The sequence below is a fragment of the Bradyrhizobium diazoefficiens genome, assembly GCF_016616885.1.
In the GTDB taxonomy this organism is placed as follows: Bacteria; Pseudomonadota; Alphaproteobacteria; order Rhizobiales; family Xanthobacteraceae; genus Bradyrhizobium; species Bradyrhizobium diazoefficiens_F.
Window position 1 is genome coordinate 7,173,823 of sequence record NZ_CP067102.1, and the last position, 20,751, is coordinate 7,194,573.

Here is a 20,751-nt window from a genome sequence, read left to right on the forward strand (position 1 = left end):
CCCGCCGCTATCGGGGGCCTGAACCTTTGGAGGGGCTTTACCATGGCCCGTACCGCTGCTCTGCCGGTCCTCAATGGAGAATCCGGCCTTTCTCGCTACCTCGCCGAGATCCGCAAGTTTCCGATGCTGGAGCCCCAGCAGGAATACATGCTCGCCAAGCGTTGGCGTGAGCATGACGATCGCGACGCGGCGCACCAACTCGTCACCAGCCATCTCCGGCTCGTGGCCAAGATCGCCATGGGCTATCGCGGCTACGGCTTGCCGATCTCCGAGGTCGTCTCGGAAGGCAACGTCGGCCTGATGCAGGCGGTCAAGCGCTTCGAGCCCGAAAAGGGCTTCCGTCTCGCCACCTACGCGATGTGGTGGATCAAGGCGTCGATTCAAGAGTACATCCTGCGTTCCTGGTCGCTCGTGAAGATGGGCACCACCGCGAACCAGAAGAAGCTGTTCTTCAACCTGCGCAAGGCGAAGAGCAAGATCAACGCGCTGGACGAGGGCGATCTCCGCCCCGACCAGGTGAAGATCATTGCCAAGCGCCTCGGCGTCACCGATCAGGACGTGATCGACATGAACCGCCGCCTCGGTGGCGACGCGTCGCTCAATGCTCCGATCCGCGACGACGGCGAAGCCGGCGAATGGCAGGACTGGCTGGTCGACAATACGCCCAACCAGGAAGCCATGCTGGCCGAGCACGAGGAATATGACGAACGCCGTGACGCGCTGAATGGCGCCATGGGCGTGCTCAACCCGCGCGAACGCCGCATCTTCGAGGCCCGTCGCCTCGCCGATGAGCCGATGACGCTGGAAGACCTTGCTGCCGAGTTCGGCGTGTCGCGCGAGCGCGTCCGCCAGATCGAGGTCCGCGCCTTCGAGAAGGTGCAGTCCGCGGTCAAGGGCACGATTGCAAGGGCCGAACAGGCCGCGCTGGAAGCCGCGCACTAAGCGCGCGGCTCTCGCGCCAGGAATTGGCGGATCGACAAGAGACGAAAAGCCGGCGGCAACGCCGGCTTTTTGTTGTGTGAGGCGCGGCATGTTCACGGGATGCGCCGGCAGGGGATCTTGAACGCCCGTGACGGGTCAGCCGACCCAATCTTATCGCACCACATTCAGAGAGCGGACACACGCCGTGTCGATCATCCTGCAATCCACCGTCGGCGGCTTCTCCGCCCAGTTCATGCGCAAGCTGCCGCTGGTCGAGCAAGCCATGCGGGACCACGGGCTCGATCCATCGGAGTTCGTGATCTCCAAGGACTATGCCTCGACCGCGACGATCCCGATCATTGGACCGTTCTTCTTTAATTACAGCGTGTATTTCGGCGAGGAGGAATTCACCGTCACCGAGCCGAACGACATGGTGTTTCTGGACTACTTCTTCAAACGCGTGCTCGCTGCGGACGGGCCGCCGGAATTGCCGGAGCAGCCGGGATTGATCCGGCGCTTCTTCGGCTGGATGGCGCAGCCGGTGTGACGCGCGCCCATCACTCCCCCCACGTTCGCGCCAGCGTCGCGAGCCAGCAGCCTTCGCAATAGCGGGCGTCCTTGAAGTCGATCCAGTTGTGGGCATAGACGTGGTCGAGCGGGATGCCGTAGCGCGCGCGCAGGACCTGGACCAGGATCTTCCAGGCGGCGATCTGCGCCGCGGTCGGGCCGATCGCGACATCGGGATAGTTGCCGGCGAACTCGACGCCGATCGAATTGTCGCGCACGACCTGATGATACGTCGCACTGTTGTCGATGTATTTGTTGTCATTGCGGTTAGCGCCGTCGGTATGGCTCGGCACCAGATTGTCCGCGACCGACCAATAGACCGTGCCGTCGGTCTCGACCCAGACCATCACACCGCGCCGCGTGGGATTCTTCGACTGCTCTTGCGCGCCACCGCGGGCTGAGCCGGTCGGCCCCTCGGTCTGGTGCACGATGATGTTGCGCCAGGCATGGGCATCACGGACATCGCCCCATGGCGCGAGCCAGACGATCTTCAGGCCGGGAATGTCGGGCGTGCCGGTGCTGCGCGCGAGCTTTGCGAGCTCGACGTCCATGGCGGCGGCGGGAGCGATCAGAATAGCGGCGAGAACAGCCGCGACAAGGCTGGACAGCATCACGGGATCCAACAACGGATCCGAGCGTAGCAGGGTCTACGCGAATTTGCGCGCGGCTTCGACCGGCTCGGGCGAGAGCGGCGGGGCCGGATCATAGACCGCAAAGTCGTTCTTGCCGTTCTTCTTGGCGGCATAGAGGGCGTAGTCGGCATGGGCGATCAGGCGGTCCGGGAATTGGCCGATGCCGCGATCCCATTCCGCAACGCCGATCGAGATCGCGATCGGGATGTCGTTGCCGGAGCAGCCGGCGGCATCCTGGCGGCAGACATCGAGCACGCGGCGGGCGATCAGCGCGCCTTCACGCATGGAGGAGGACGGCAGCACCACGCAGAACTCGTCGCCGCCGGTGCGGGCGAGCATGTCGCCGGGCCTCAAGCGCGTCTGCGCCATCAGGGTGAAGTGCTGCAGGCAGGCATCGCCCGCGGCGTGGCCATGGGTGTCGTTGATGGTCTTGAAGCCGTCGAGATCGATCACCAGCAGCGAGAACGCCTCGCCGCTGCGCTCCGAACGGGCGCATTCTTCACTCAGGCGTTGCAGCAGGTGGCGGCGGTTGGCGACGCCCGTGAGATCGTCGAGCAGCGCGAGGTCGGCGACCTCGTTGCGCAACCGGTCCATCGCCATCAGCAGGAAGCCGAAATTGAGCGTCATCGACAGGAAGAGCAGCGCCAGCACCATGACCGCATGGCCCTGACCGCCGGCCACCGCCGAGAAATCGCCGCCGAGCGAATTGCCGACCGCGCGCGCGACGAAGATCGCGATGATCGTGAGGATGACGATGCCGGACAGCCGCGCGCCCGGGCTGACGCGGCCCTCCGGCGGCGATAGCAGAAGACGCAGCGACAGCACCAGCGGCAGGCCTTGCCCGACCGTATAGCTGAGCATGCGCAGCTGCATCTGGTCGAAGCTGATTTTGAACAGCACGATACCGGCGAGGCTCGCCACCCCAGTCGTGACCATGAGGCGCAGATGCACCGGCCGGCCATAGAAGCGCTGAATGCCCATGGCGGCCAGGCAGCTCGCCGCGATAATGCCGGCGGCTCCGACCACAAGCGGCACAGGAGAATCGACGAACATGCGGACCAGGGCCGTCATCGCGCCGGCCGCTCCCACGAAGGCCGACGCCATCCAGTACCGCGCGGCCTCGAATTTCGGATAGGAGCGCGTGACATAGGCCCAGATCAGGCCGAGTGCCGAGAAGTTGGCGACGAAGACCATCCAAAGCGTCGGTACGTTCAGCATGGCGCCCGCGATACGCGCAGCGTCCCGCCCCCTGTCCCCAGCAGAAGTTCGTCCATGACCCGTCCCCGTGTTCTTGCGGAGGATCATGCGCGGTCGCGCTTAACGGAACCTCACTGCGATCGTCGAAAGCGCGCCCTTGGTTTTGGATTCATGAACGCCGCGTCTCGGTTATCAGATCGTTAGGCACGTCACCGGCGTCGACGCGCGATCGCGTTGCGATGCGGATTCGCGGAGCAAAATCACCATAAAATGCATCTGAGCTGTGGATAACGGGATGACACCGATGTGACAGCGCGGGGCAGACGCTCGCGAATCTGCTGAGTTCGTCAATGAGGATGTTGCGAGGCTGGCCCTCCGCCGAGCGTTCCTCGTGTCGCGTTTCACCATTAACCCTTAAGAGGATCCTATGGCTAAGAAAGCGAAGAAGGCGAAGAAGGCGACGAAGAAGAAGGCCAAGAAGGCTGCGAAGAAGAAGTAGCGCAGCATGTTATTTGCCCGGGTGGAGCGTGCTCCGCCCGGGCGTCGAGTGGGGCTAGGATTGAAGGTGGCGGGCGCGAGGCCCGCTTTTTTATTGGCTACCGCTCGGCGAACGCCAGCTTGGCACCTAGCAGGGCAAAGCCTGCCGCAAAGGAGCGGCGCAGCCAGGCCATCACGCCGGGGCGGGAGATGACGCGCTCGCGCACCGAGGCCGCGCAGAGGCCGTAGACGACGAACACCACGAACGTCATCGCCATGAAGGCGCCGCTCAATTCCAGCATCCGCCCGAGCACATGCGCCTCGTCCGCCGCGATGAACTGCGGCAGGAAGGCGAGGAAGAAGATCGAGAGCTTTGGGTTGAGGATGTTGATCAGGAAGCCTGTCACGATGACCCGGCCGCTCGAGCGCTCCTTGATCTCGCCATCGACAGAAAGCGCCCCGGTCTCGCGCAACGCCTGCCAGGACATGTAGAGCAGGTAGGCCACGCCGCACCATTTCAGCGCGGCAAAGGCGAGCGCGCTGGTATGCAGCACGGCGGCAAGCCCGAGCATCGCCGCGATCATGTGTGGCACGATCCCGAGGGTGCAGCCGAAGGCCGCCGCCACGCTGGCGCGCGAGCCCCGCGTCAGCGCCGCGGCCAGGGTGTAGAGCACGCCGGTGCCGGGCGAGGCGACGACGATGAGCGAGGTGAGCAGGAAGGACCAGGACATGCCTGATCCCTACCACTCCTGACGCTGGCCGAAAAGTCACGACACGGTCAGCCCGCCGCCGAACACGAATCCAAAGCGCGAACGCGCCTCAGTTCAGCTGGGCGATCTCGGCTTCGCGCAGCACGTCGAGCGGCGCCCACGGCTTGGCCCAGAATTTCGCGCCGTCAGGCAAGGGCTGCATCAAGGGGCGGCCCGAGGTGACGACCACGTCGAGCTTGGGATTGCGGCCCTTGGCGACGTGCGCCAGCTCGACGCCGTTCATGCGGCCCGCAAGCTGCACGTCGGTGAGCATCAGGCACAGCGCGCCGGCACTCTTGTCCAGCACACGCTCGGCAGCTTCCGCACTCTCGCACTGGATGACCTGGTAGCCGCTCTCTTCCAGCAAGAGACTCAACATCTCCCGCTGCATGGCGTCGTCTTCAACCACGAGTGCTGTCGCCGTAAATGGTTCTGATAGTCCCATCGGTAGCTCCCAATACTGCCGCCTCCATCCAAGTAACCTGTGTTAAAGGGTGAATTCGCATACGGTTCGGTTCCGTTCTGAAAAAATGTAAATCATAGTTCCGTTTCCAGGCTTGACGGGAGGCATCATGACTGCGATCCGCGGCGCCGCCGCCATCACCGGAGCGGCGAGCGGCATCGGCCGCGCGCTGGCGATCGAGCTCGCAAGCCGAGGCTGCGACCTCGCGCTCGCCGACCGCGACGAGGCGGGCTTGAAGAGCCTCGCTGCCGAGATCGGCCAAGGAAACGACGAAGCGCGCAAGATCAGCGTGCATCGCGTCGATGTCAGCGAGGCGAGCGACATCGCGCAATTCGCGCGCGATGCGATCTCAGCGCATCCCGCGCTCAGCATCCTCGTCAACAATGCCGGCGTCGCGCTGATGGGGACGTTCGAGGAGATCGACCAGGCACAGATGGACTGGCTGTTCGACATCAACTTCTGGGGCGTGGTGCACGGCACCCGCGCCTTCCTGCCGCACCTGAAGTCGCGGCCAGAGGCGCATATCGTCAACGTCTCCTCGATCTTCGGCATCATCGCGCCGTCAGGACAATCGGCCTATGCGGCGGCGAAATTCGCCGTGCGCGGCTTCTCTGAGAGTGTGCGGCACGAGCTCGCGGTGGCGGGCAGCCCCGTCAAACTGTCAGTGGTGCATCCCGGCGGCGTCGCCACCTCCATCGCGCGCTCCTCGCGCACCGGGGTCGGCGTCACCGACAACGTGCGACGCGCGCAAATGATCGATCGGTTCGAGACTGCGGCGCGGACGACGCCGAAGGACGCGGCGTTGCGCATCATCAGGGGTATCGAGAGAAACGAGCCGCGCATCCTGATCGGCAACGATGCGAGGTTCATGGACATCCTGCAGCGCTTCCGCCCGGGGACCTATTGGTTGCCGCTGCAGCGACGGCTGGAGAAGATGGCGAAGGGGAAGTGAGGTGGGGCGCCTGCCTCCGCGCTCCCGCTGTCATTCCCCGCGAAGGCGGGGAATCCAGTACGCCGCGGCCTCTCGGTTCAATAACTGCCGCCTCTGGAACACTGGATCACCCGCTTTCGCGGATGATGACACCGCATGTGTAGCGCCGACGTTCCGTCCCTCAGAGTACGCCCGCCCCTCACTGCCCCACCAGCCGGTCCGCAAAATACCCGATCGTCTTGCGGTAGATCACCGCCCTATTCCACTCGCGCATCGCGTCGAAATTGGCGGAGCCTTCGTCATAGGGCTGGCCCATCTTGAAGCCGTTGGTGTGCAGCAGGTTCGCGGTCGAGGCGAGCACGTCGGCGACGCTGTGGCGGAGATCGACGTGGCCGTCGCCGTCGAAATCGACGCCGTACTTGATGTAGGACGACGGCAGGAACTGGGTCTGGCCGATCTCGCCGGCATAGGCGCCGATGAGGTCGCGCAGCGGCAGGTCGCCGCGCTGCACGATCTTGAGCGCGGCAAGCAGCTCGCCCTGGAACAGCTCGGTGCGGCGGCAATCATGCGCGAGCGTCGCAAGCGTGCGGATCACCGGCAGCTTGCCCATGTCGCCCTTGCCGAAATCGCTCTCCAGGCCCCAGATCGCGACGAGGATCTGCCGGGGCACGCCGAACTGCTGCTCGATGCGCGACAACAAGGCCGCGTGGCGCTGGAGCAGTGCACGGCCGCCATTGATGCGGCCGGCACCGACGCGGGTCGAGACATACTGCTCAAAACTCTTGTTGAAGGTGTAGCGCTGGCGCCGGTCGAAGGCGAGCACTGCGCCGTCCTGGGTGATGCCGCTGAACGCCGCGCTGGTCACGCCTGCCGAGACGCCGGCTGCCTGCGCTTCCGCCGTCATGCCGGCGACAAAACTGTTGAAGTCGCCGCCGCAACGCGCGGCCTCAGCCGACCCGCCGGCCAGACAAACGATGGAAGCGACGGCGAGAGCGTATCTGAACATGCAGGAAAATCCTTGAGGACCAGGCGCGGAAGGCAGCGGGCGATCATGCCCGGGAACAGGATTCGCGTCAAAGCGGCGTGTGCGGCTAACGTGATGTGCAACGCACGAACGACATTGATGAACAAACTATTTCGATGATGCACACATCTGCGTCGCGAAATTGCGGGAACCCACGATGACGTTCGCCGCATCTCTGATGGGCTCGCTGCGACATCGACACCATGACGATTTATCTTGCCATTGCAGAGCGCAAGCTATAGCATTCTATCTCAGGTTGTCGCCCTGCCAGCCCCGGGCGACGCTGACGACCAAAAATAAACGGCGGGCTTATCGGCCCGCCGTTTATTGAGGTGAGGGTCGCATCGGACCTTCCGGGTGCCCGGCGCTCCGATCGGGCAAACAAATCGCCAAACGATTGCGCAGAAAGCTGCCGGATTGGCGCTGGCGGCTGTTGAAGTCATTTGACTGCGGCGCCCTTATCGACGACAAGCCCGGCATGGCCAAAAAACCTGGAACCAATCCCAAGGGCGAATTCGCCTTTTTCAACGTCTTCTACGAAGACGGCTCCCAACGCTCCAACCGGCGCGTGCCGTCGGAGCTGCTCGGAGGCCTCGATGGCGACGAGCCCGCCCGCGCCTTCATCATGGAGCAGGACCGCGAAATCGCCGAAAAATCCGGCCGCCCGCCGATCGAGATCAAGAGCCTCGACCGGGTCGGGGCGAAGAAGAAGTAGGGCGCTGCTCGCGAAGCGCGCGAAGCGACAGGAAGAAAAAACGGCGGGCTTTCGGCCCGCCGTTTTCGTTTGGATGACTGCCTGGATTAGTTATCCAGAAAGCTCCGCAGCTTCCGCGACCGTGACGGATGCTTCAGCTTGCGCAGCGCCTTCGCTTCGATCTGACGGATACGTTCGCGGGTGACCGAGAACTGCTGGCCGACTTCCTCCAGCGTGTGGTCGGTGTTCATGCCGATGCCGAAGCGCATGCGCAGCACGCGCTCTTCGCGCGGGGTGAGCGAGGCGAGCACGCGCGTGGTGGTTTCGCGCAGGTTCGACTGGATCGCGGCGTCGATCGGCAGGATCGCGTTCTTGTCCTCGATGAAATCGCCGAGATGTGAATCCTCTTCGTCACCGACCGGCGTTTCGAGCGAGAGCGGCTCTTTCGCGATCTTGAGGACCTTGCGGACCTTCTCGAGCGGCATGCCGAGCTTTTCGGCGAGCTCTTCCGGGGTCGGCTCGCGGCCGATCTCGTTGAGCATCTGGCGGCTGGTGCGCACGATCTTGTTGATCGTCTCGATCATGTGCACCGGAATACGGATGGTGCGGGCCTGGTCGGCGATCGAGCGGGTGATCGCCTGCCGGATCCACCACGTCGCGTAGGTCGAGAACTTGTAGCCGCGACGGTACTCGAACTTGTCGACGGCCTTCATCAGGCCGATGTTGCCTTCCTGGATCAGGTCGAGGAACTGCAGGCCGCGGTTGGTGTACTTCTTGGCGATCGAGATCACGAGACGGAGGTTGGCTTCCACCATCTCCTTCTTGGCTTGGCGGGCTTCGCGCTCGCCCTTCTGCACGGAGTGCACGATCTTGCGGAACTCGACGATCTCGAGGCCGGTCAGCGCCGCGAGCTGATGCACCTCGTGGCGGAGGTCCTTGATCCGGTCCTTCTCGTGATGAACAAAATTCTTCCAGCCCTTGGCCGAAAGCTTCGAGACGCGGTTGAGCCAACGCGGATCGAGCTCCGAGCCGGTGTAGTTGCGCAAAAAGTCCTCGCGCGCGACGCCGTGGCTGTCGGCAAGGCGCATCAGGCGGCCCTCATGCGAGACGAGGCGCTTGTTGATGTCGTAGAGCTGCTCGACGAGTGAATCGATACGGGCCTGGTTCAGGCGCAGCGACTTCACCTCGACGATGATCTCGTCCTTCAGCTTCTTGTACTTGCGCTCCTGGTGCGGCGAGAGCGACTCGTTCTGGAGCTGGTTCTGGATGTCCTGCTCCTGAAGCTTGCGCAGCTTCTTGTAGCTGTCGGCGATCTTGTCGAAGATCTCGACGACCTTCGGCTTGAGCTCAGCCTCGATCGCCGCGAGCGACATCTGGTTCTCGAACTCGTCGTCCTCGTCCATGTCGGCTTCGGCGGCGGACTCCGCAGGATCCTTCTCGGCCTCGCCGGCATTGCCGCCGACGGGCGCAGCGCGGAACGGCGTCGGCGCCGGAGGCGCGGCGGGCGGCGCGACATGCGCGGGCGCACCCACGGCCGCTGCAGCCGGACCACCCTCGGCCGGAGCTTCGCCGTTCTCGCCATTGGGACCGGCGATCATCGCAGTGTTCATGCCGGCCTTGGCGTCGGGGCCGGCATAGGTCGCTTCGAGATCGATGATGTCGCGAAGGAAGATCTTGCCTTCGTTGAGCTCGTCGCGCCAGATGATGATGGCCTGGAAGGTCAGCGGGCTTTCGCAGAGCCCTGCGATCATCGCCTCGCGGCCGGCCTCGATGCGCTTGGCGATCGCGATTTCGCCTTCGCGGGAGAGCAGCTCGACCGTGCCCATCTCGCGCAGATACATGCGCACGGGATCGTCGGTGCGTTCGCCCGGCTCGCTCTTCTTGACCTCGGTGACGGCCTTCTGCGTGACCTCGACGAGCTCGTTGTCGGTCTCGTCCTCGCCGCCCTCGTCCTTGTCCTCTTCGCCTTCGCTGTCGTCGGCTTCGGTGACGTTGATGCCCATGTCCGAGAGCATGGACATGATGTCCTCGATCTGCTCGGGCGAGGTCTGGTCGGACGGCAAAACTTCATTGAGCTGATCGAAGGTCACGAAGCCGCGCTTCTTGGCCTGCTTGATCATCTTCTTCACTGCCGCGTCGGACAGATCGAGCAACGGCGACGGCGCGTCCTGGGAGTCCTTCTCCGGCGCGTCCGCTGCCTTGTCGTCCTTTTCCTTGTCCTTCGCCTGCAGCGTCTTTGCCTTGGTGGCCATCCATTGCTCCTAAACGCGTTTCATGCGGACGTGCGCGCGCCCGCGTGAAATCACTTGAACCTGTTGCTCGACGCTCTCGCTTCGCCAGATCTCGACACGGAAAGGGCGGCGCGCACATCTCTCGCCACCCCGACCTTTCTCTCGCCGGATTTGCCTAACGCTTCGTGAGCCTCTTTGTCGCAGCGGATGCAGGTGAAGTGCCAACAGCTATTGCGCGGATTCATTCCTGACGCGTCTGTTCTGCCTGCGGCCGCCTGGGGGCCAAAGTGCTACAAGACCGTTAAGCCTCGATTAACCCTGTTTTTGCCGCCAAACCTTGGATTTGGCGAGTCTTTTAGCGGTTCCGGCCTGAGCCGTCCGCATGATTCTTTCATCACACGCTCTTCTGGAACCGGCCCGACAGCTCGCCAAAACCCTCGATCAGGGCCTCGGTGCCGTCGACCTCGGCCAGCCGCGCCTTGACGTCACGCAGCCACGCCAAATTGGCCTCGCTGGGATCCTCCCCCAAGGCCAGCTCGGCGTCTTTCAGCTCTCTAAGTAGTGAATGGTACTGCCGATGCAAGGCAACGAGCTGGTGCCAGGTGGCAAGAACGTCGTCCCGCGCCGCGCCCTCGCGGGCGCCCCACACCGCCGCGGTCGTGATACCGCCCTCAACTCTTTGAAGAAGCTGCGAAAATCCACCCTTCTCGATATCGGCCCGCATTTTTTCGGCCTGCTCGCCCGGGTCCGGCGAGTGGTGATGATCATTGGCGAAAGCGGCGATGATGCCGGCCCTGAGCTTGTGGGCCTCGGGGTGAGCGAACTCCAGGGCGGCCACCTCCTCGAGGTGCTCATGCAGCAGCCAGGGGTGGTTGATCAGGCTTTGCAGGATCAGGGCCTCGCGGCGTGAAATGGCACTTCTCTGCCCGCGCATGATCGGGCTCGCCGCGAGCTGGGGGCTTGCCGCCTGGTAGGGGCCGGACGGCAGCGGGATCAGACCGGGCGGGCCGCGGCGGCTTCCGCCGAATCCCTGGCCGAATCCTTGGCCACCGAATCGATTCGCCTGCCCCCCGCGGGGCTGAAAGGAGTGGCCGCCCCCGCTTTGGCGGAAATTGCCCCGGCCGGCAAAGCCGCCGCGCCCGCCGTCCGGCGCAAACGTGCGCTGCAGCCGCTCGACGAACTCGTCGCGGTAGTAGCGCCGCACCACCTCGTCGCGGATGCCGTTGGACAATTCCTTGATGCGCGCTTCCAGCGCCGCGCGGCGCTCGGGCGTGGCGAAATTGCCGCCTTCGAGCTCGCGCGACCAGATCATGTCGGCGAGTGGACGTGCCGCCGCGATCACCTCCTCGATCGCGCCACGGCCGCCGGAGCGCGCGAGATCGTCGGGATCCTGTCCCTCAGGCAGCAGCGCAAAGCGCAGGCTCTTGCCTGGCGCGAGAAAGGGCAGCGCGAGATCGGCGGCGCGATACGCGGCCTTCTGTCCGGCGCGGTCGCCGTCGAAGCAGAGGATCGGCTCGTCGGCCATCTTCCAGAGCAGCGCGAGCTGGTTTTCGGTGAGCGCGGTGCCGAGCGGCGCGACGGCGCCTGCAAAACCCGCGGTGACCATGGCGATGACGTCGACATAGCCTTCGACCACGATCAGCGATGCGCCGTCATGGGTGGCTTTGCGCGCGGTCTGGTGATTGTAGAGATTGTCGCCCTTGTGGAAGAGCGGCGTCTCCGGCGAGTTCAGGTATTTTGCCGGAACGTCCTTCTCCAACGCGCGCCCGCCGAAGGCGATGACGCGGCCGCGCAAGTCCGTGATCGGAAACATCACGCGATCGCGGAAGCGGTCGTAGGGCACCGGGATGTCGTTGCCGGCAACCAGCATCCCGGTCTCGATCATGTCCTCGACGGACACGCCGAGCTTGCCGAGATGCTCCTTCAGCGCGAAACGCTCCGGCGGCGGCGGCGCATAGCCGAGCCGGAACTGCAATTGCGTCGCAGGCGAGATCGCGCGGTCGGCGAGATAGCCGCGCGCTTTCGCACCGACGCGTGAGGCCAATGTCTCGGCGAAAAACTTGGCCGCGAGCTCCATCACGTCATGCAGCGTGCGCCGCCGCTGCTCGTGCCGCGCCGCATCCGGCGTTACTGCCGGCAGCGGCAGGCCGGCCATGCCAGCGAGCCGCTCGACCGCTTCGGCAAACGGCAGGCCGTCGGTCTCCATCACGAAGGTGATGATGTCGCCGTGCTTGCCGGAGGAGAAGTCGTGGTAAAAGCCCTTCTGGTCGTTGACGTAGAAGGACGGCGTCTTTTCCTGCTGGAACGGCGACAGCCCCTTCCACTCCCGCCCCGCCTTCTTCAGCTTGACGCGCTTGCCCACGACTTCGGAGACCGAAAGCCGGGCACGCAGCTCGTCGAGGAATTGGGGCGTGAAGCGCATCAGCTCTGTCTAGCGCGAAACCGTGTGAGTCGGGCGAAGGATCAGGGATATAGGGACGGCCCGGTCAGAAGTCAGGTTTAGGTGGGTTATCCGGGTTATTCGACCTATGCACAGGGCCGGAAATTGCTCACGCAACGGAATCCCCACCCGGACCTCATAGACTGCCGTCGATGCAGCACACAGCTTCAACTTTTCCTAGTGGGACCATAATCGTTGACATACAGCGATTACGTTTGTATATACAGAAATACGATGAAGTCGCGGCTACGGCTTCAGACGTCATGGCAAATCTCATGCATGGCAAGATGCGGTGTCATCGGGATAACCTGCCATGACGGAAGATTTGCAGCCGCTGTTCGCAGGCGTTCGCGACTTTGGATGGGATCCGAAGAAGCGCGCGACAAATCTGCGAACTCACAGAATCGACTTCGAGGACGCGCGCGGAATTCTCGACGGCTACACCTTCATCCGCCGGTCGGATCGCAATGACGAAATCAGGTACCAGATCTTCGGCTACATCGACGGGCGGGAAGTCGCGGTCGCCTGCGCGCTCCGCGGGGCGGTCTGCTGGCTCATCTCGGTCCGGCGCGCGCGACGCGACGAGCGAGAGGAATATTACCATCGTTTCAAGGGACTTCCCCAGAAAGGGGAAGACTGACTGGGCGCGCGTCGACGCACTGACCGATGAAGATATTGCTGAGGCTGTCGCCAACGATCCCGATGCAGTGCCAATCGATATCGACTGGTCAGATGCTGTTCTAGTCGTGCCGCCTAGAAAGAAGGCCATCTCCATCCGCGTCGACGAGGACGTGCTCGACTTCTTCAAGCGCGAGGGAGAGGGGTACCAGCGACGCATGAATGCGGTGCTGCGCTCATACATGCAGCAGAAGTCGAAGCCGAAAAAGCGGGCCTGAGCACGCTGTGGCCTCGTTCCGGTCTCGTCATTCCGGGGCGATGCGGGGCATCGAGCCCGGAATCCGTTTCTCCCAGCGTCCCGGCGGCGAGATGGATTCCGGGCTCGCGCCAAGTGGCGCGCCCCGGAATGACGGGAAAAGCTTGAACCCGGCCCGGTTCCAAGCTTCCATAGGCCATGTTCAGGACCTTTCGGGGTGGCCAGAGCGGGGGTTGGCGTGTGACCTCGATGTCGCCCGTGACGGGCGAGCCCCTGCCCTTCATGCCGGCGCTGTCGGTGATCGACGGCAACGCCGTCTCGTTGCCGCTGGTGTCCTCCCGCAATGCATGGCGGCTGGTCGGCGTGCCGAGCAACTTGCGCTACACCGAGCGTGCCGAGAAGCAGCAGCTCGTGAGCGTACAGGCAGGCCTCGGCCGGCTGGAGGCGACCAGCGCGGCGCTGATCCCGATCCGCAAGTCGCAGGCCTGGTGGGAGCTGACGCAGGAAGAACGGCGGAAGATTTTTGAAGACAAGTCGCACCACATCGCGAGCACCTTGCGCTTCCTGCCTGCGATCGCGCGCCAGCTCTATCACTGCCGCGACCTCGGCGAGCACTTCGATTTCCTGACCTGGTTCGAGTTCGCACCGGCCGACGCCTCGCTGTTCGAGGAACTGGTCGGCATGCTCAGGCGAACCGAAGAGTGGACCTATGTCGAGCGCGAGTTCGACGTGCGCGTGGTGAAGGAGGTGCTGTCGGCCTAGAGCCATTTCCGCTCCGATGGAATCGGAACGGGGCTCTAGATTCTTGTATTGACGCGTTTTCTTGACGCGAACCGGCATCCACTTCGCTTGAAAACGCTCTAGTGGTCGAGAAAGCGGCCCGACTCGATGTGCGGCAGATCGGTGACCGGCCAATTGTAGATATAGGTCCAGGCCTTCTGCGTGACGCCATCCGCGCCGGTCACGTCGATCAGCTTGCGCAGATATTCCGTCGGCTCCGGAAAGCCCTCGCCGCAGGCTTCGTACATGTCGAGCTCGCGCAGGAGCTCGTCGCCTGCGCGCAAGCTGAAGAGCTCGCCGTGCACGACATCCGATGATGCGTCGGACAGCAGCAAGCCCGGATAATGCTTCACCAGCACGAGCCGGCCACAGCAGGTCGCCTCGCCCAGGAAATCCGCGTGCTGCGCCAGCAGCCGCGCCATCGGATGGTCGAAACCGCGCATCAGGGTGCCGTAGACGAAGAGACGATCGGACATGGGCGCTCTATAAACTCTCCACGCCGTCATTGCGAGGAGCTCTTGCGACGAAGCAATCCAGACTATCGCCGTGGAAAAACCCTGGATTGCTTCGCTTCGCTCGCAATGACGAAGGAAACAGCTCCATTACAAAACCTCCGCTTCCAGCTCCTTGCCGCTGCGTTCTTCGTCCGAGACCACCTTGATGCTGACGTCCATGACGTCGAAGGCGTCCTGGGTGCCGATATAGATGCCGTGCAGTGGGATGGCCTGGCGCGGATCGCGCGCGACAGCGACGCGGATGAGGTCGCGGGTGCCGACGATGCCGTTGGTCGGATCGAACTCGATCCAACCCGCGCTCGGCAGATAGACCTGCACCCAGGCATGGGTCGAGCCGCCGCCGACATGGTGCTGCACGATGTCTTCGGGGACGAAGATGTAGCCGGAGACGAAGCGCGCTGCGATGCCGAGGCGGCGCAGCGCTTCGATCATGAACAGCGCATAGTCGCGGCAGGTGCCGGCGCCCCACTGCAACGTATCGAACGGGGCTTGCGTGCCTGGCTCATGACGCCTGCGATATCCAAACTGCTTGCGGATGGCGTGCGTGATGCGGCTCAAAATCGCGAAGGTCGGCGCCGGCGCGTCGTCGTCGAGAAAGCTGCGCGCCCATTCCGCGATCTTGCCGTCGGGATCGGGGTATTGCGGCGTGATGTACTGGACGAGATCGGGCAATTCCGCGTCGTCATAGACGAAGGGATAGAAGTAAGCGGGATCATCCGGCGTCAGCGCGAAGTCTTCCACCGGATTGTGCTCGACGGTGACGTGCCAGTCGAAGATCAGACGGTCCGTGCGCGCGTCGAAACCTGCGATCGCGACCGAGTTGCCGAACACGTCGTGGATCCAGCGCAGCGACATCGGCTCGGGCGAGATCTTGAGCTTGCTGTCGAGCACGCGCAGATCGTGCCCGTCGCTTGGCCGTAGCATGAACCTGTGTTCGCCGAAGGCCACGGGACGATTGTAGCGATATTCGGTCTTGTGATGAATCGTCAGCAGCGGCATCGTCAGGAGATCATGGTGATTTTGGGCAGGCCCATTTGTTAACGATTCTTTGTCCAATTTCCGGGGCGACTGCTTTTTCCATAGGCAATCAGGATGGCTTTAGACACAGCCGAGGCGACGGATCAACTCCTGGGACGAGGCGATATTCCACCAGTGCATGAGGTGAATGCAGAGGGCACATCGCCTTTCCTGCTCACATCGGACCATTACGGCCACATCCTGCCGCGTTCGCTCGGCGATCTCGGCATCGCCGAGGGCGAACTGACGCGGCACATCGCCTGGGACATCGGCATCGCCGGCGTTGCCGAGCGGCTGGCGGAGATGCTGGATGCGCATCTGATCGCGCAGCGCTATTCGCGGCTCGTGATCGACTGCAATCGCTCACCGGGCGTGGCAAGCTCGATCCCCATGATATCAGAGGCGACGGCGATCCCCCGCAACGAAGGCATTTCGGAAGGCGAGCGCGCGGCACGGCGGCGCGAGATCTTTGAGCCCTATCATCGTCGCATCGACGCGGCGATCGACAGCCGGATCCACGCCAAGCGGCCGACAGTGCTGGTGTCGCTGCACAGTTTTACGCCCGTTTATGCCGGCGTCGCGCGACCCTGGCACATTGGCGCACTGTACAATCGCGACACCATGCTGCCGAAGCTGCTGCTGAAACATCTGCGCGCCGAGGGCGATCTCGTGATCGGCGACAACGAGCCCTACGCGGTCAGCGATCTCAGCGACTACACCATCCCCGTGCACGGCGAGGCCCGCGGCCTCGTCAACACCGGCATCGAGATCCGCCAGGATCTGATCGCGGATCAATCCGGTCAGCAGCAATGGGCGGAGCGGCTGGCGCGGATCTTTGCGGAGATCGAAATCGAGCTGCGCGCGGAGCGGTTGGTCCCTTGGCGCCCGTGACGAGGGTTCAACCGGGCTGTCAGCTCATTTGGCCCGGGTCAGCGCCAGCCAAATGCCGCCGCCGATCATGAAGCCGCCGGACACGCGCGACATCATGCGGGTGCGGCGCGCCGAGAAAAAGCTGCGGGCCTGACCGGCGAGCAGCGCGTAGATTCCGTCCGTCAAGCCGGCGAGCACCATGAAGGTGATGCCGAGCACCAGGACCTGCGACAGGTGATCCTTGCTCATGTCCATGAATTGCGGAATGAACGCGCCGAAGAACACCAGCAGCTTCGGGTTCGACAAGGCCACGACAAAGCCCTGCAAAAGGAAGCCACCGCGAGGGGGAGGCGGTGGCGCGTCGGTGTCGACGCCCTCAACCGGAGAGCGGATCAGCTTGATGCCGAGCCAGACCAGATAGGCCGCGCCCGCAAAGCGCACCCAGTTAAACCAATAGCCCATCGTCGCCATCAGCGAGGTGAGGCCCACCGCAAGGATGCCAATCACGATCAACAGCCCAACCTGCACGCCGAGAATGTTGGTCAGCGCGGCGCGCGTGCCGTGGCGCAGGCCGTTGGCTATGACGAGGGTGACGATCGGCCCCGGCAGCAGCGCGAGCGCAATGCAGGCGGCGACGAAGGCGAGATAGGCTTGCATGGACATCATGATGAAGACTCGGCTCGAGGGCGCTTGCTGGTATTAATGCATGGCCCTTACTTCCCGTCCAGCGCCGCTGTCACCCACGTTTTCATCTCTTGCGTCCCCAGGAATGCGAGCGCCGCATGCTGCATCGCGTTGGCGTCGCCCCGCCCCTGCGCCGCCGCAACGAAGAGATCGCAGTGCCGGGAGACGGCGATACCAGCCGCGGCGTGGCTGGCTCCGTCATAGATGGCGAGATCATAGCGCCGCGCACGACCGTGCAGCTCGCCCACACGCACCACCTCGCCCGGCGCGGTCGCCGCAAAGCGCGGCGTGATCAGATCGATGTCGGCCACACGATCGACCTCGTCGTCATCGGCGACGCCGCTATCGCAATTGCAGAAGCCGCGCTTGGCGCGGATATAGAGCTCGGCGCCGTCGCAACCACCGCCCTCGCAGCGAAACGCACGGCCCGCGGGCCAGCCATCGCGCGGAAACGGCCAGGCAAGCTCACGCCAATGCGCCGATGTTGCCGCAGGCTGCGGCGCAAGTTGATACGCCCCGACGCCGGACGCGCCGAGCGCGACTGCCGCGGCCAGGATCGTCACTGCGCGCGGCATCGTCAGTTCTTCGGCAAGCCGGCGACGGCGCGTGCCGGCCCGGTCAGCTCGAGAATGTGCAGGCCGGTGTTGGCGCGGTCGACGATGTAGATGTAGCCGCGCTCGTCGGTCTCGACATTGTTGGTCTGGATCGCGACCTTGCAGCGCTCACCGCCTTCGACCGGAATGCAGCGCTTGTCGGTCGCCTGCGTGATCGCAGGAATGAAATAGCCGACTTCCTTGGGATGATAGGGATCGCGGATGTCGAGCGCGCGAACGCCGGCATTGAAGAAGGCGATGAAGGCCATCTTCTTGTAGTAGACCGGCGCCATGCTCTCGTTCGAGGAATGCGAACCGAACCGGCCGCCGCGCTGGCAGAACTGGCCGCTCGCCTCCGGCACGGTGTAACTCGATATCATCATCGGCCGCGCCTCGGTGGTGACATCGGCGAACCACACCATCTGTCGCGCCTCGCCGCATTCGTTGAGGATCGCCTCGTCGACGATCATGACGATGTCGCGGGTCTTGCCGTCCTTGTCCTCGGCGAATTCCGCCACCGGCATGTCGAGCATCGGAAACGTGGTGTGTGCGCCGTTGAAGGCAGACATCGGCAGCCGCGAGATCTCGGGAAGACGCAGATTGTCCGGCGTCGGCTCTTTCGGTCCGCTCAGAAGCTTCTCGCGATCGACGATCTGCAAGATGCCGCCCTTGTTGGTGCCGTAGCCGAAATAGACGCGGTTGCCATTGGGCCCGGTCGAGATCGGCCCATGCAGCTCGGTCGGCACCGCGCCGGTCGATCCGGGCTCCTGGCCGGGCAGGCCGAAGTCGCGGATTTTTTGCGGATGCGCGGGATCAGAGAGATCATAGATCTGCGTCATGCGCCGTGTGCGCCAGTCCGGCGCGCCCGAGACGAGATAGGCAATGCCGGTGTCGCATTCCCACCAGCTCTTGTGCGTGTCCTTCAAGCCGCCGATGCGGGTGATGAGCACGGGGTTGGCGGGATCGGCAACGTTCCAGATCTCATGCGCCTCGCTGCCAAAAGTACGCAGCATGTAGACCGCATTGGGATCGCCCTTCGGCAAGGCCTTGCCGTCGCACACCCGCACCATCTGCGCGCCGCCGGACTCGTATTTGCCTCCCTGCCCCGGCAGATGCCTGAGATATTTGGGATGCGCGGGATCGGTGACATCGACGATCGAGGTCCCGTTCGGCTCCGCCTGGCCCGTCATCGGATTGACGGGCGCCGGCACGTCATCGGTACCGCCGTGATGGCCGATATAGGCGATCCAGCGGTCGCCCTGATGATGGATGGTCGGCTGATAGGCGCTGCGCGCCTGGAGATCGTTGGTGCCCACGAGCTTCATGTTGGACGCCTCAGGCGGCGCGCCAATGGTTTGCTTCTGGGCGTGGACAAAAGTGCTGCCGGCTAAAAGGACGAGGGCGGCAGTCAAGACGCAACGAAACATCAAAGTCCTCCCGGAACCAATCTGCGTTGGCTAAGCTTCAAGGTTAGCACAGCCATTTGCGGGCGCCAAAGACACCGTCTTGACATGCAACCATTTGGTTGCCTATTATCCCCGCTATGGATGAGGTCTTCAAAGCGCTCGCCGATGCATCGCGACGGTCGCTGCTCGACAGGCTTCACGCCAGGAACGGCCAGACGTTGAACCAGCTCTGCGAAGGCCTGGAGATGACGCGCCAGGCGGTGACAAAACACCTGGTCATCCTGGAAGAGGCCAATCTGGTCACGACCATCAAGCATGGTCGCGAGAAGCTGCACTATCTCAACCCCGTGCCGATCCACCAGATCGGCGAGCGCTGGATCAGGAAATTCGAGCGCGGCAAGCTCGCCGCGCTCAGCGAGTTGAAACGCCAGTTGGAGAAACGTGATGAGTAAGCCGCAATTCGTCTATGTCACCTATATCGAGACCACGCCGGAAAAGCTGTGGGAGGCGCTGACGTCAAGCGCGTTCACCAGGCAATACTGGTTCGGCGCAGAGGTCCGGTCAGACTGGAAGATCGGCTCGCCTTTCGCGCTTTCGCTGGACGGCGAGATCACGGATTCCGGTGAAATCCTCGAGGCCGATCCGCCGCGGCGCCTGTCCTACAGCTTCAAGCACCACAAATATGAAGAGCTGCGCCATGAGCCGATCTCGCGCGTCGTCTTCACGCTCGAACCTTTCGGCCCGGTCGTGCGTTTGACCGTGCTGCATGACGGCTTCGTCGAGGGCGGCAAATATCTCGGCGCCGTCTCCAACGGATGGCCCGCGATCCTGTCCCAGCTCAAGAGCCTCTTGGAGACCGGCAAGCTGCTCAACATCACACGCGCGGCCCTCAACAAGGGATTTGATGCAAAATGAACCTCGATCAGTTCAAGCCGCTCACGGTCTACACCATCTACATCGCCTCGACGCCGGAGAATGTGTGGGAAGCCCCGACATCGGCGGAGTTCAGCAAGCAATACTTCTTCGGCAATGCCGTCGAGGTCGAGCCGCGCCTTGGCGGCGCCTTCATTGTGCGCACGCCCGATGGCGCGTTGCATATCAGCGGCGAGGTTCTCGCATACGACCCGCCGCGAAAGCTCTCGGTCACGTTCAACGTGAATTGGCCCGAGTTGATCGAGAAGCTCGGCCCGACGCTCGTGACTTACGAGATCGAACAGGTCGGCGATGCCGTTCGTCTCACCATGAGCGAAGGCCATGACCGGCCGCTCAGCGACGACATCCTCTCCGGCGGACGCACCGGCTGGCCCGCGATCCTGTCGGGATTGAAGAGCCTGCTCGAGACGGGCAAGGCGCCGCAGATCAAGATGTCGCCACCGGTGAAGATGCTGGAAGCGCTGAAGGCGATGGGGATCAAGACGCCGTAGGCGCTCCCCGTTCAGGGCCTGCTTGGAAATGCCAAGGATTTCGATCAGCGATCCGATGGCGGTGTCGGGCCGGCGCGCCACCACGTAGAGAATGCGATGGTGCGAGCGCGACGGCCCTGCTTGGCGAGATAGTCGTCGGCCTCGGGCGTCATCCCGCGCCAGCCGTAATACATCAGCTCCAGCGCCGCATCGAGATCGTGCAGCTTATCGATGGAGGCGCGGTGAAGCCCCGGTGCTTGAGACGTCTTTGGCATTGTCAGAA

At 63.6% G+C, this 20,751-nt stretch carries 23 protein-coding genes and 1 pseudogene; 11 read left to right on the forward strand and 13 right to left on the reverse strand.

Going from position 1 to position 20,751, the window contains the following annotated elements; translation table 11 throughout:
• Window positions 1-42: 42 nt before the first annotated feature.
• Together rpoH and JJC00_RS33345 are read left to right on the forward strand one after the other, a co-directional pair.
• On the forward strand, window positions 43-942 hold the full coding sequence (rpoH, locus tag JJC00_RS33340; RefSeq protein ID WP_018318222.1) for an RNA polymerase sigma factor RpoH: 900 nt from the start codon (window positions 43-45) through the stop codon (window positions 940-942).
• A 184-nt stretch (window positions 943-1,126) separates the two neighbouring features.
• Entirely contained in the window at window positions 1,127-1,468 is a 342-nt protein-coding gene (locus JJC00_RS33345; protein ID WP_200470002.1) for a hypothetical protein, read from the forward strand.
• 10 nt (window positions 1,469-1,478) lie between these two features.
• Here the strand turns inward: JJC00_RS33345 and JJC00_RS33350 are convergent, their stop codons facing one another.
• The 4 genes from JJC00_RS33350 to JJC00_RS33365 form a co-directional block, all read right to left on the reverse strand.
• Complete coding sequence (locus JJC00_RS33350) at window positions 1,479-2,099, reverse strand: peptidoglycan recognition protein family protein (RefSeq protein ID WP_200470003.1); 621 nt, start codon at window positions 2,097-2,099, stop codon at window positions 1,479-1,481.
• A gap of 36 nt (window positions 2,100-2,135) precedes the next feature.
• A complete protein-coding gene (locus JJC00_RS33355; RefSeq protein WP_200470004.1) occupies window positions 2,136-3,338 on the reverse strand; it encodes a GGDEF domain-containing protein in 1,203 nt (400 codons plus the stop codon).
• Between the two features lie 575 nt (window positions 3,339-3,913).
• Entirely contained in the window at window positions 3,914-4,525 is a 612-nt protein-coding gene (locus JJC00_RS33360) for a LysE family translocator (RefSeq protein ID WP_200470005.1), read from the reverse strand.
• Window positions 4,526-4,613: 88 nt separating this feature from the next.
• Complete coding sequence (locus JJC00_RS33365; protein ID WP_200470006.1) at window positions 4,614-4,988, reverse strand: response regulator; 375 nt, start codon at window positions 4,986-4,988, stop codon at window positions 4,614-4,616.
• A 127-nt stretch (window positions 4,989-5,115) separates the two neighbouring features.
• On the opposite strand from JJC00_RS33365, the gene JJC00_RS33370 reads away from it, so the two are divergent.
• Window positions 5,116-5,958 (forward strand): SDR family NAD(P)-dependent oxidoreductase, encoded by an 843-nt coding sequence (locus tag JJC00_RS33370; RefSeq protein ID WP_200470007.1) that lies wholly within the window; start codon window positions 5,116-5,118, stop codon window positions 5,956-5,958.
• A gap of 178 nt (window positions 5,959-6,136) precedes the next feature.
• On the opposite strand, the gene JJC00_RS33375 is transcribed toward JJC00_RS33370, so the two are convergent.
• The gene (locus tag JJC00_RS33375; RefSeq protein WP_200470008.1) at window positions 6,137-6,943 is read right to left on the reverse strand and encodes a lytic murein transglycosylase; all 807 of its coding nucleotides are present in this window, start codon (window positions 6,941-6,943) and stop codon (window positions 6,137-6,139) included.
• A 496-nt stretch (window positions 6,944-7,439) separates the two neighbouring features.
• On the opposite strand from JJC00_RS33375, the gene JJC00_RS33380 reads away from it, so the two are divergent.
• Window positions 7,440-7,676: a hypothetical protein gene (locus tag JJC00_RS33380; protein ID WP_200470009.1), complete on the forward strand. Its 237-nt coding sequence runs from the start codon at window positions 7,440-7,442 to the stop codon at window positions 7,674-7,676.
• Between the two features lie 86 nt (window positions 7,677-7,762).
• Here JJC00_RS33380 and rpoD read toward each other — a convergent pair whose 3' ends face one another.
• Together rpoD and dnaG are read right to left on the reverse strand one after the other, a co-directional pair.
• Window positions 7,763-9,907 (reverse strand): RNA polymerase sigma factor RpoD, encoded by a 2,145-nt coding sequence (rpoD, locus tag JJC00_RS33385; RefSeq protein ID WP_200470010.1) that lies wholly within the window; start codon window positions 9,905-9,907, stop codon window positions 7,763-7,765.
• Window positions 9,908-10,280: 373 nt separating this feature from the next.
• Window positions 10,281-12,308: a DNA primase gene (dnaG, locus tag JJC00_RS33390; protein WP_200470011.1), complete on the reverse strand. Its 2,028-nt coding sequence runs from the start codon at window positions 12,306-12,308 to the stop codon at window positions 10,281-10,283.
• Between the two features lie 343 nt (window positions 12,309-12,651).
• On the opposite strand from dnaG, the gene JJC00_RS38480 reads away from it, so the two are divergent.
• The 3 genes from JJC00_RS38480 (at window position 12,652) to JJC00_RS33400 (ending at window position 13,962) form a co-directional block, all read left to right on the forward strand.
• Entirely contained in the window at window positions 12,652-12,966 is a 315-nt protein-coding gene (locus tag JJC00_RS38480; RefSeq protein WP_246774013.1) for a BrnT family toxin, read from the forward strand.
• A gap of 67 nt (window positions 12,967-13,033) precedes the next feature.
• A complete protein-coding gene (locus JJC00_RS38485; RefSeq protein ID WP_246774014.1) occupies window positions 13,034-13,222 on the forward strand; it encodes a BrnA antitoxin family protein in 189 nt (62 codons plus the stop codon).
• 176 nt (window positions 13,223-13,398) lie between these two features.
• On the forward strand, window positions 13,399-13,962 hold the full coding sequence (locus JJC00_RS33400; RefSeq protein ID WP_200470013.1) for a chlorite dismutase family protein: 564 nt from the start codon (window positions 13,399-13,401) through the stop codon (window positions 13,960-13,962).
• A gap of 98 nt (window positions 13,963-14,060) precedes the next feature.
• Here JJC00_RS33400 and JJC00_RS33405 read toward each other — a convergent pair whose 3' ends face one another.
• Window positions 14,061-14,456, reverse strand: coding sequence for a gamma-glutamylcyclotransferase family protein (locus JJC00_RS33405; protein ID WP_200470014.1), 396 nt, complete (start codon window positions 14,454-14,456; stop codon window positions 14,061-14,063).
• Window positions 14,457-14,582: 126 nt separating this feature from the next.
• Complete coding sequence (locus tag JJC00_RS33410) at window positions 14,583-15,494, reverse strand: transglutaminase family protein (protein ID WP_200470015.1); 912 nt, start codon at window positions 15,492-15,494, stop codon at window positions 14,583-14,585.
• Between the two features lie 93 nt (window positions 15,495-15,587).
• Here JJC00_RS33410 and JJC00_RS33415 point away from each other — a divergent pair, with 93 nt between their 5' ends.
• On the forward strand, window positions 15,588-16,403 hold the full coding sequence (locus JJC00_RS33415; protein WP_200470016.1) for an N-formylglutamate amidohydrolase: 816 nt from the start codon (window positions 15,588-15,590) through the stop codon (window positions 16,401-16,403).
• A 24-nt stretch (window positions 16,404-16,427) separates the two neighbouring features.
• On the opposite strand, the gene JJC00_RS33420 is transcribed toward JJC00_RS33415, so the two are convergent.
• From JJC00_RS33420 to JJC00_RS33430, 3 genes are read right to left on the reverse strand one after another with little or no spacing between them, the layout of a single operon-like run.
• The gene (locus JJC00_RS33420) at window positions 16,428-17,045 is read right to left on the reverse strand and encodes a LysE family translocator (protein ID WP_200474315.1); all 618 of its coding nucleotides are present in this window, start codon (window positions 17,043-17,045) and stop codon (window positions 16,428-16,430) included.
• 50 nt (window positions 17,046-17,095) lie between these two features.
• Entirely contained in the window at window positions 17,096-17,641 is a 546-nt protein-coding gene (locus tag JJC00_RS33425; RefSeq protein ID WP_200470017.1) for a hypothetical protein, read from the reverse strand.
• Between the two features lie 2 nt (window positions 17,642-17,643).
• The gene (locus JJC00_RS33430) at window positions 17,644-19,086 is read right to left on the reverse strand and encodes an LVIVD repeat-containing protein (protein WP_200470018.1); all 1,443 of its coding nucleotides are present in this window, start codon (window positions 19,084-19,086) and stop codon (window positions 17,644-17,646) included.
• Between the two features lie 116 nt (window positions 19,087-19,202).
• Here JJC00_RS33430 and JJC00_RS33435 point away from each other — a divergent pair, with 116 nt between their 5' ends.
• The 3 genes from JJC00_RS33435 to JJC00_RS33445 are packed head-to-tail and all read left to right on the forward strand — an operon-like array spanning window position 19,203 to window position 20,489.
• A complete protein-coding gene (locus tag JJC00_RS33435; protein ID WP_200470019.1) occupies window positions 19,203-19,517 on the forward strand; it encodes an ArsR/SmtB family transcription factor in 315 nt (104 codons plus the stop codon).
• Window positions 19,510-19,980: an SRPBCC family protein gene (locus JJC00_RS33440; protein ID WP_200470020.1), complete on the forward strand. Its 471-nt coding sequence runs from the start codon at window positions 19,510-19,512 to the stop codon at window positions 19,978-19,980. The genes JJC00_RS33435 and JJC00_RS33440 overlap by 8 nt, the downstream gene beginning before the upstream one ends.
• Window positions 19,977-20,489 carry an SRPBCC family protein gene (locus JJC00_RS33445; protein WP_200470021.1) on the forward strand — a complete coding sequence of 171 codons (513 nt, stop codon included), beginning with the start codon at window positions 19,977-19,979 and terminating at the stop codon, window positions 20,487-20,489. The genes JJC00_RS33440 and JJC00_RS33445 overlap by 4 nt, the downstream gene beginning before the upstream one ends.
• A 5-nt stretch (window positions 20,490-20,494) precedes the next feature.
• Here the strand turns inward: JJC00_RS33445 and JJC00_RS33450 are convergent.
• Window positions 20,495-20,743, reverse strand: a pseudogene (locus JJC00_RS33450) (MarR family transcriptional regulator); the annotation flags it as partial.
• Window positions 20,744-20,751 lie beyond the last annotated feature (8 nt).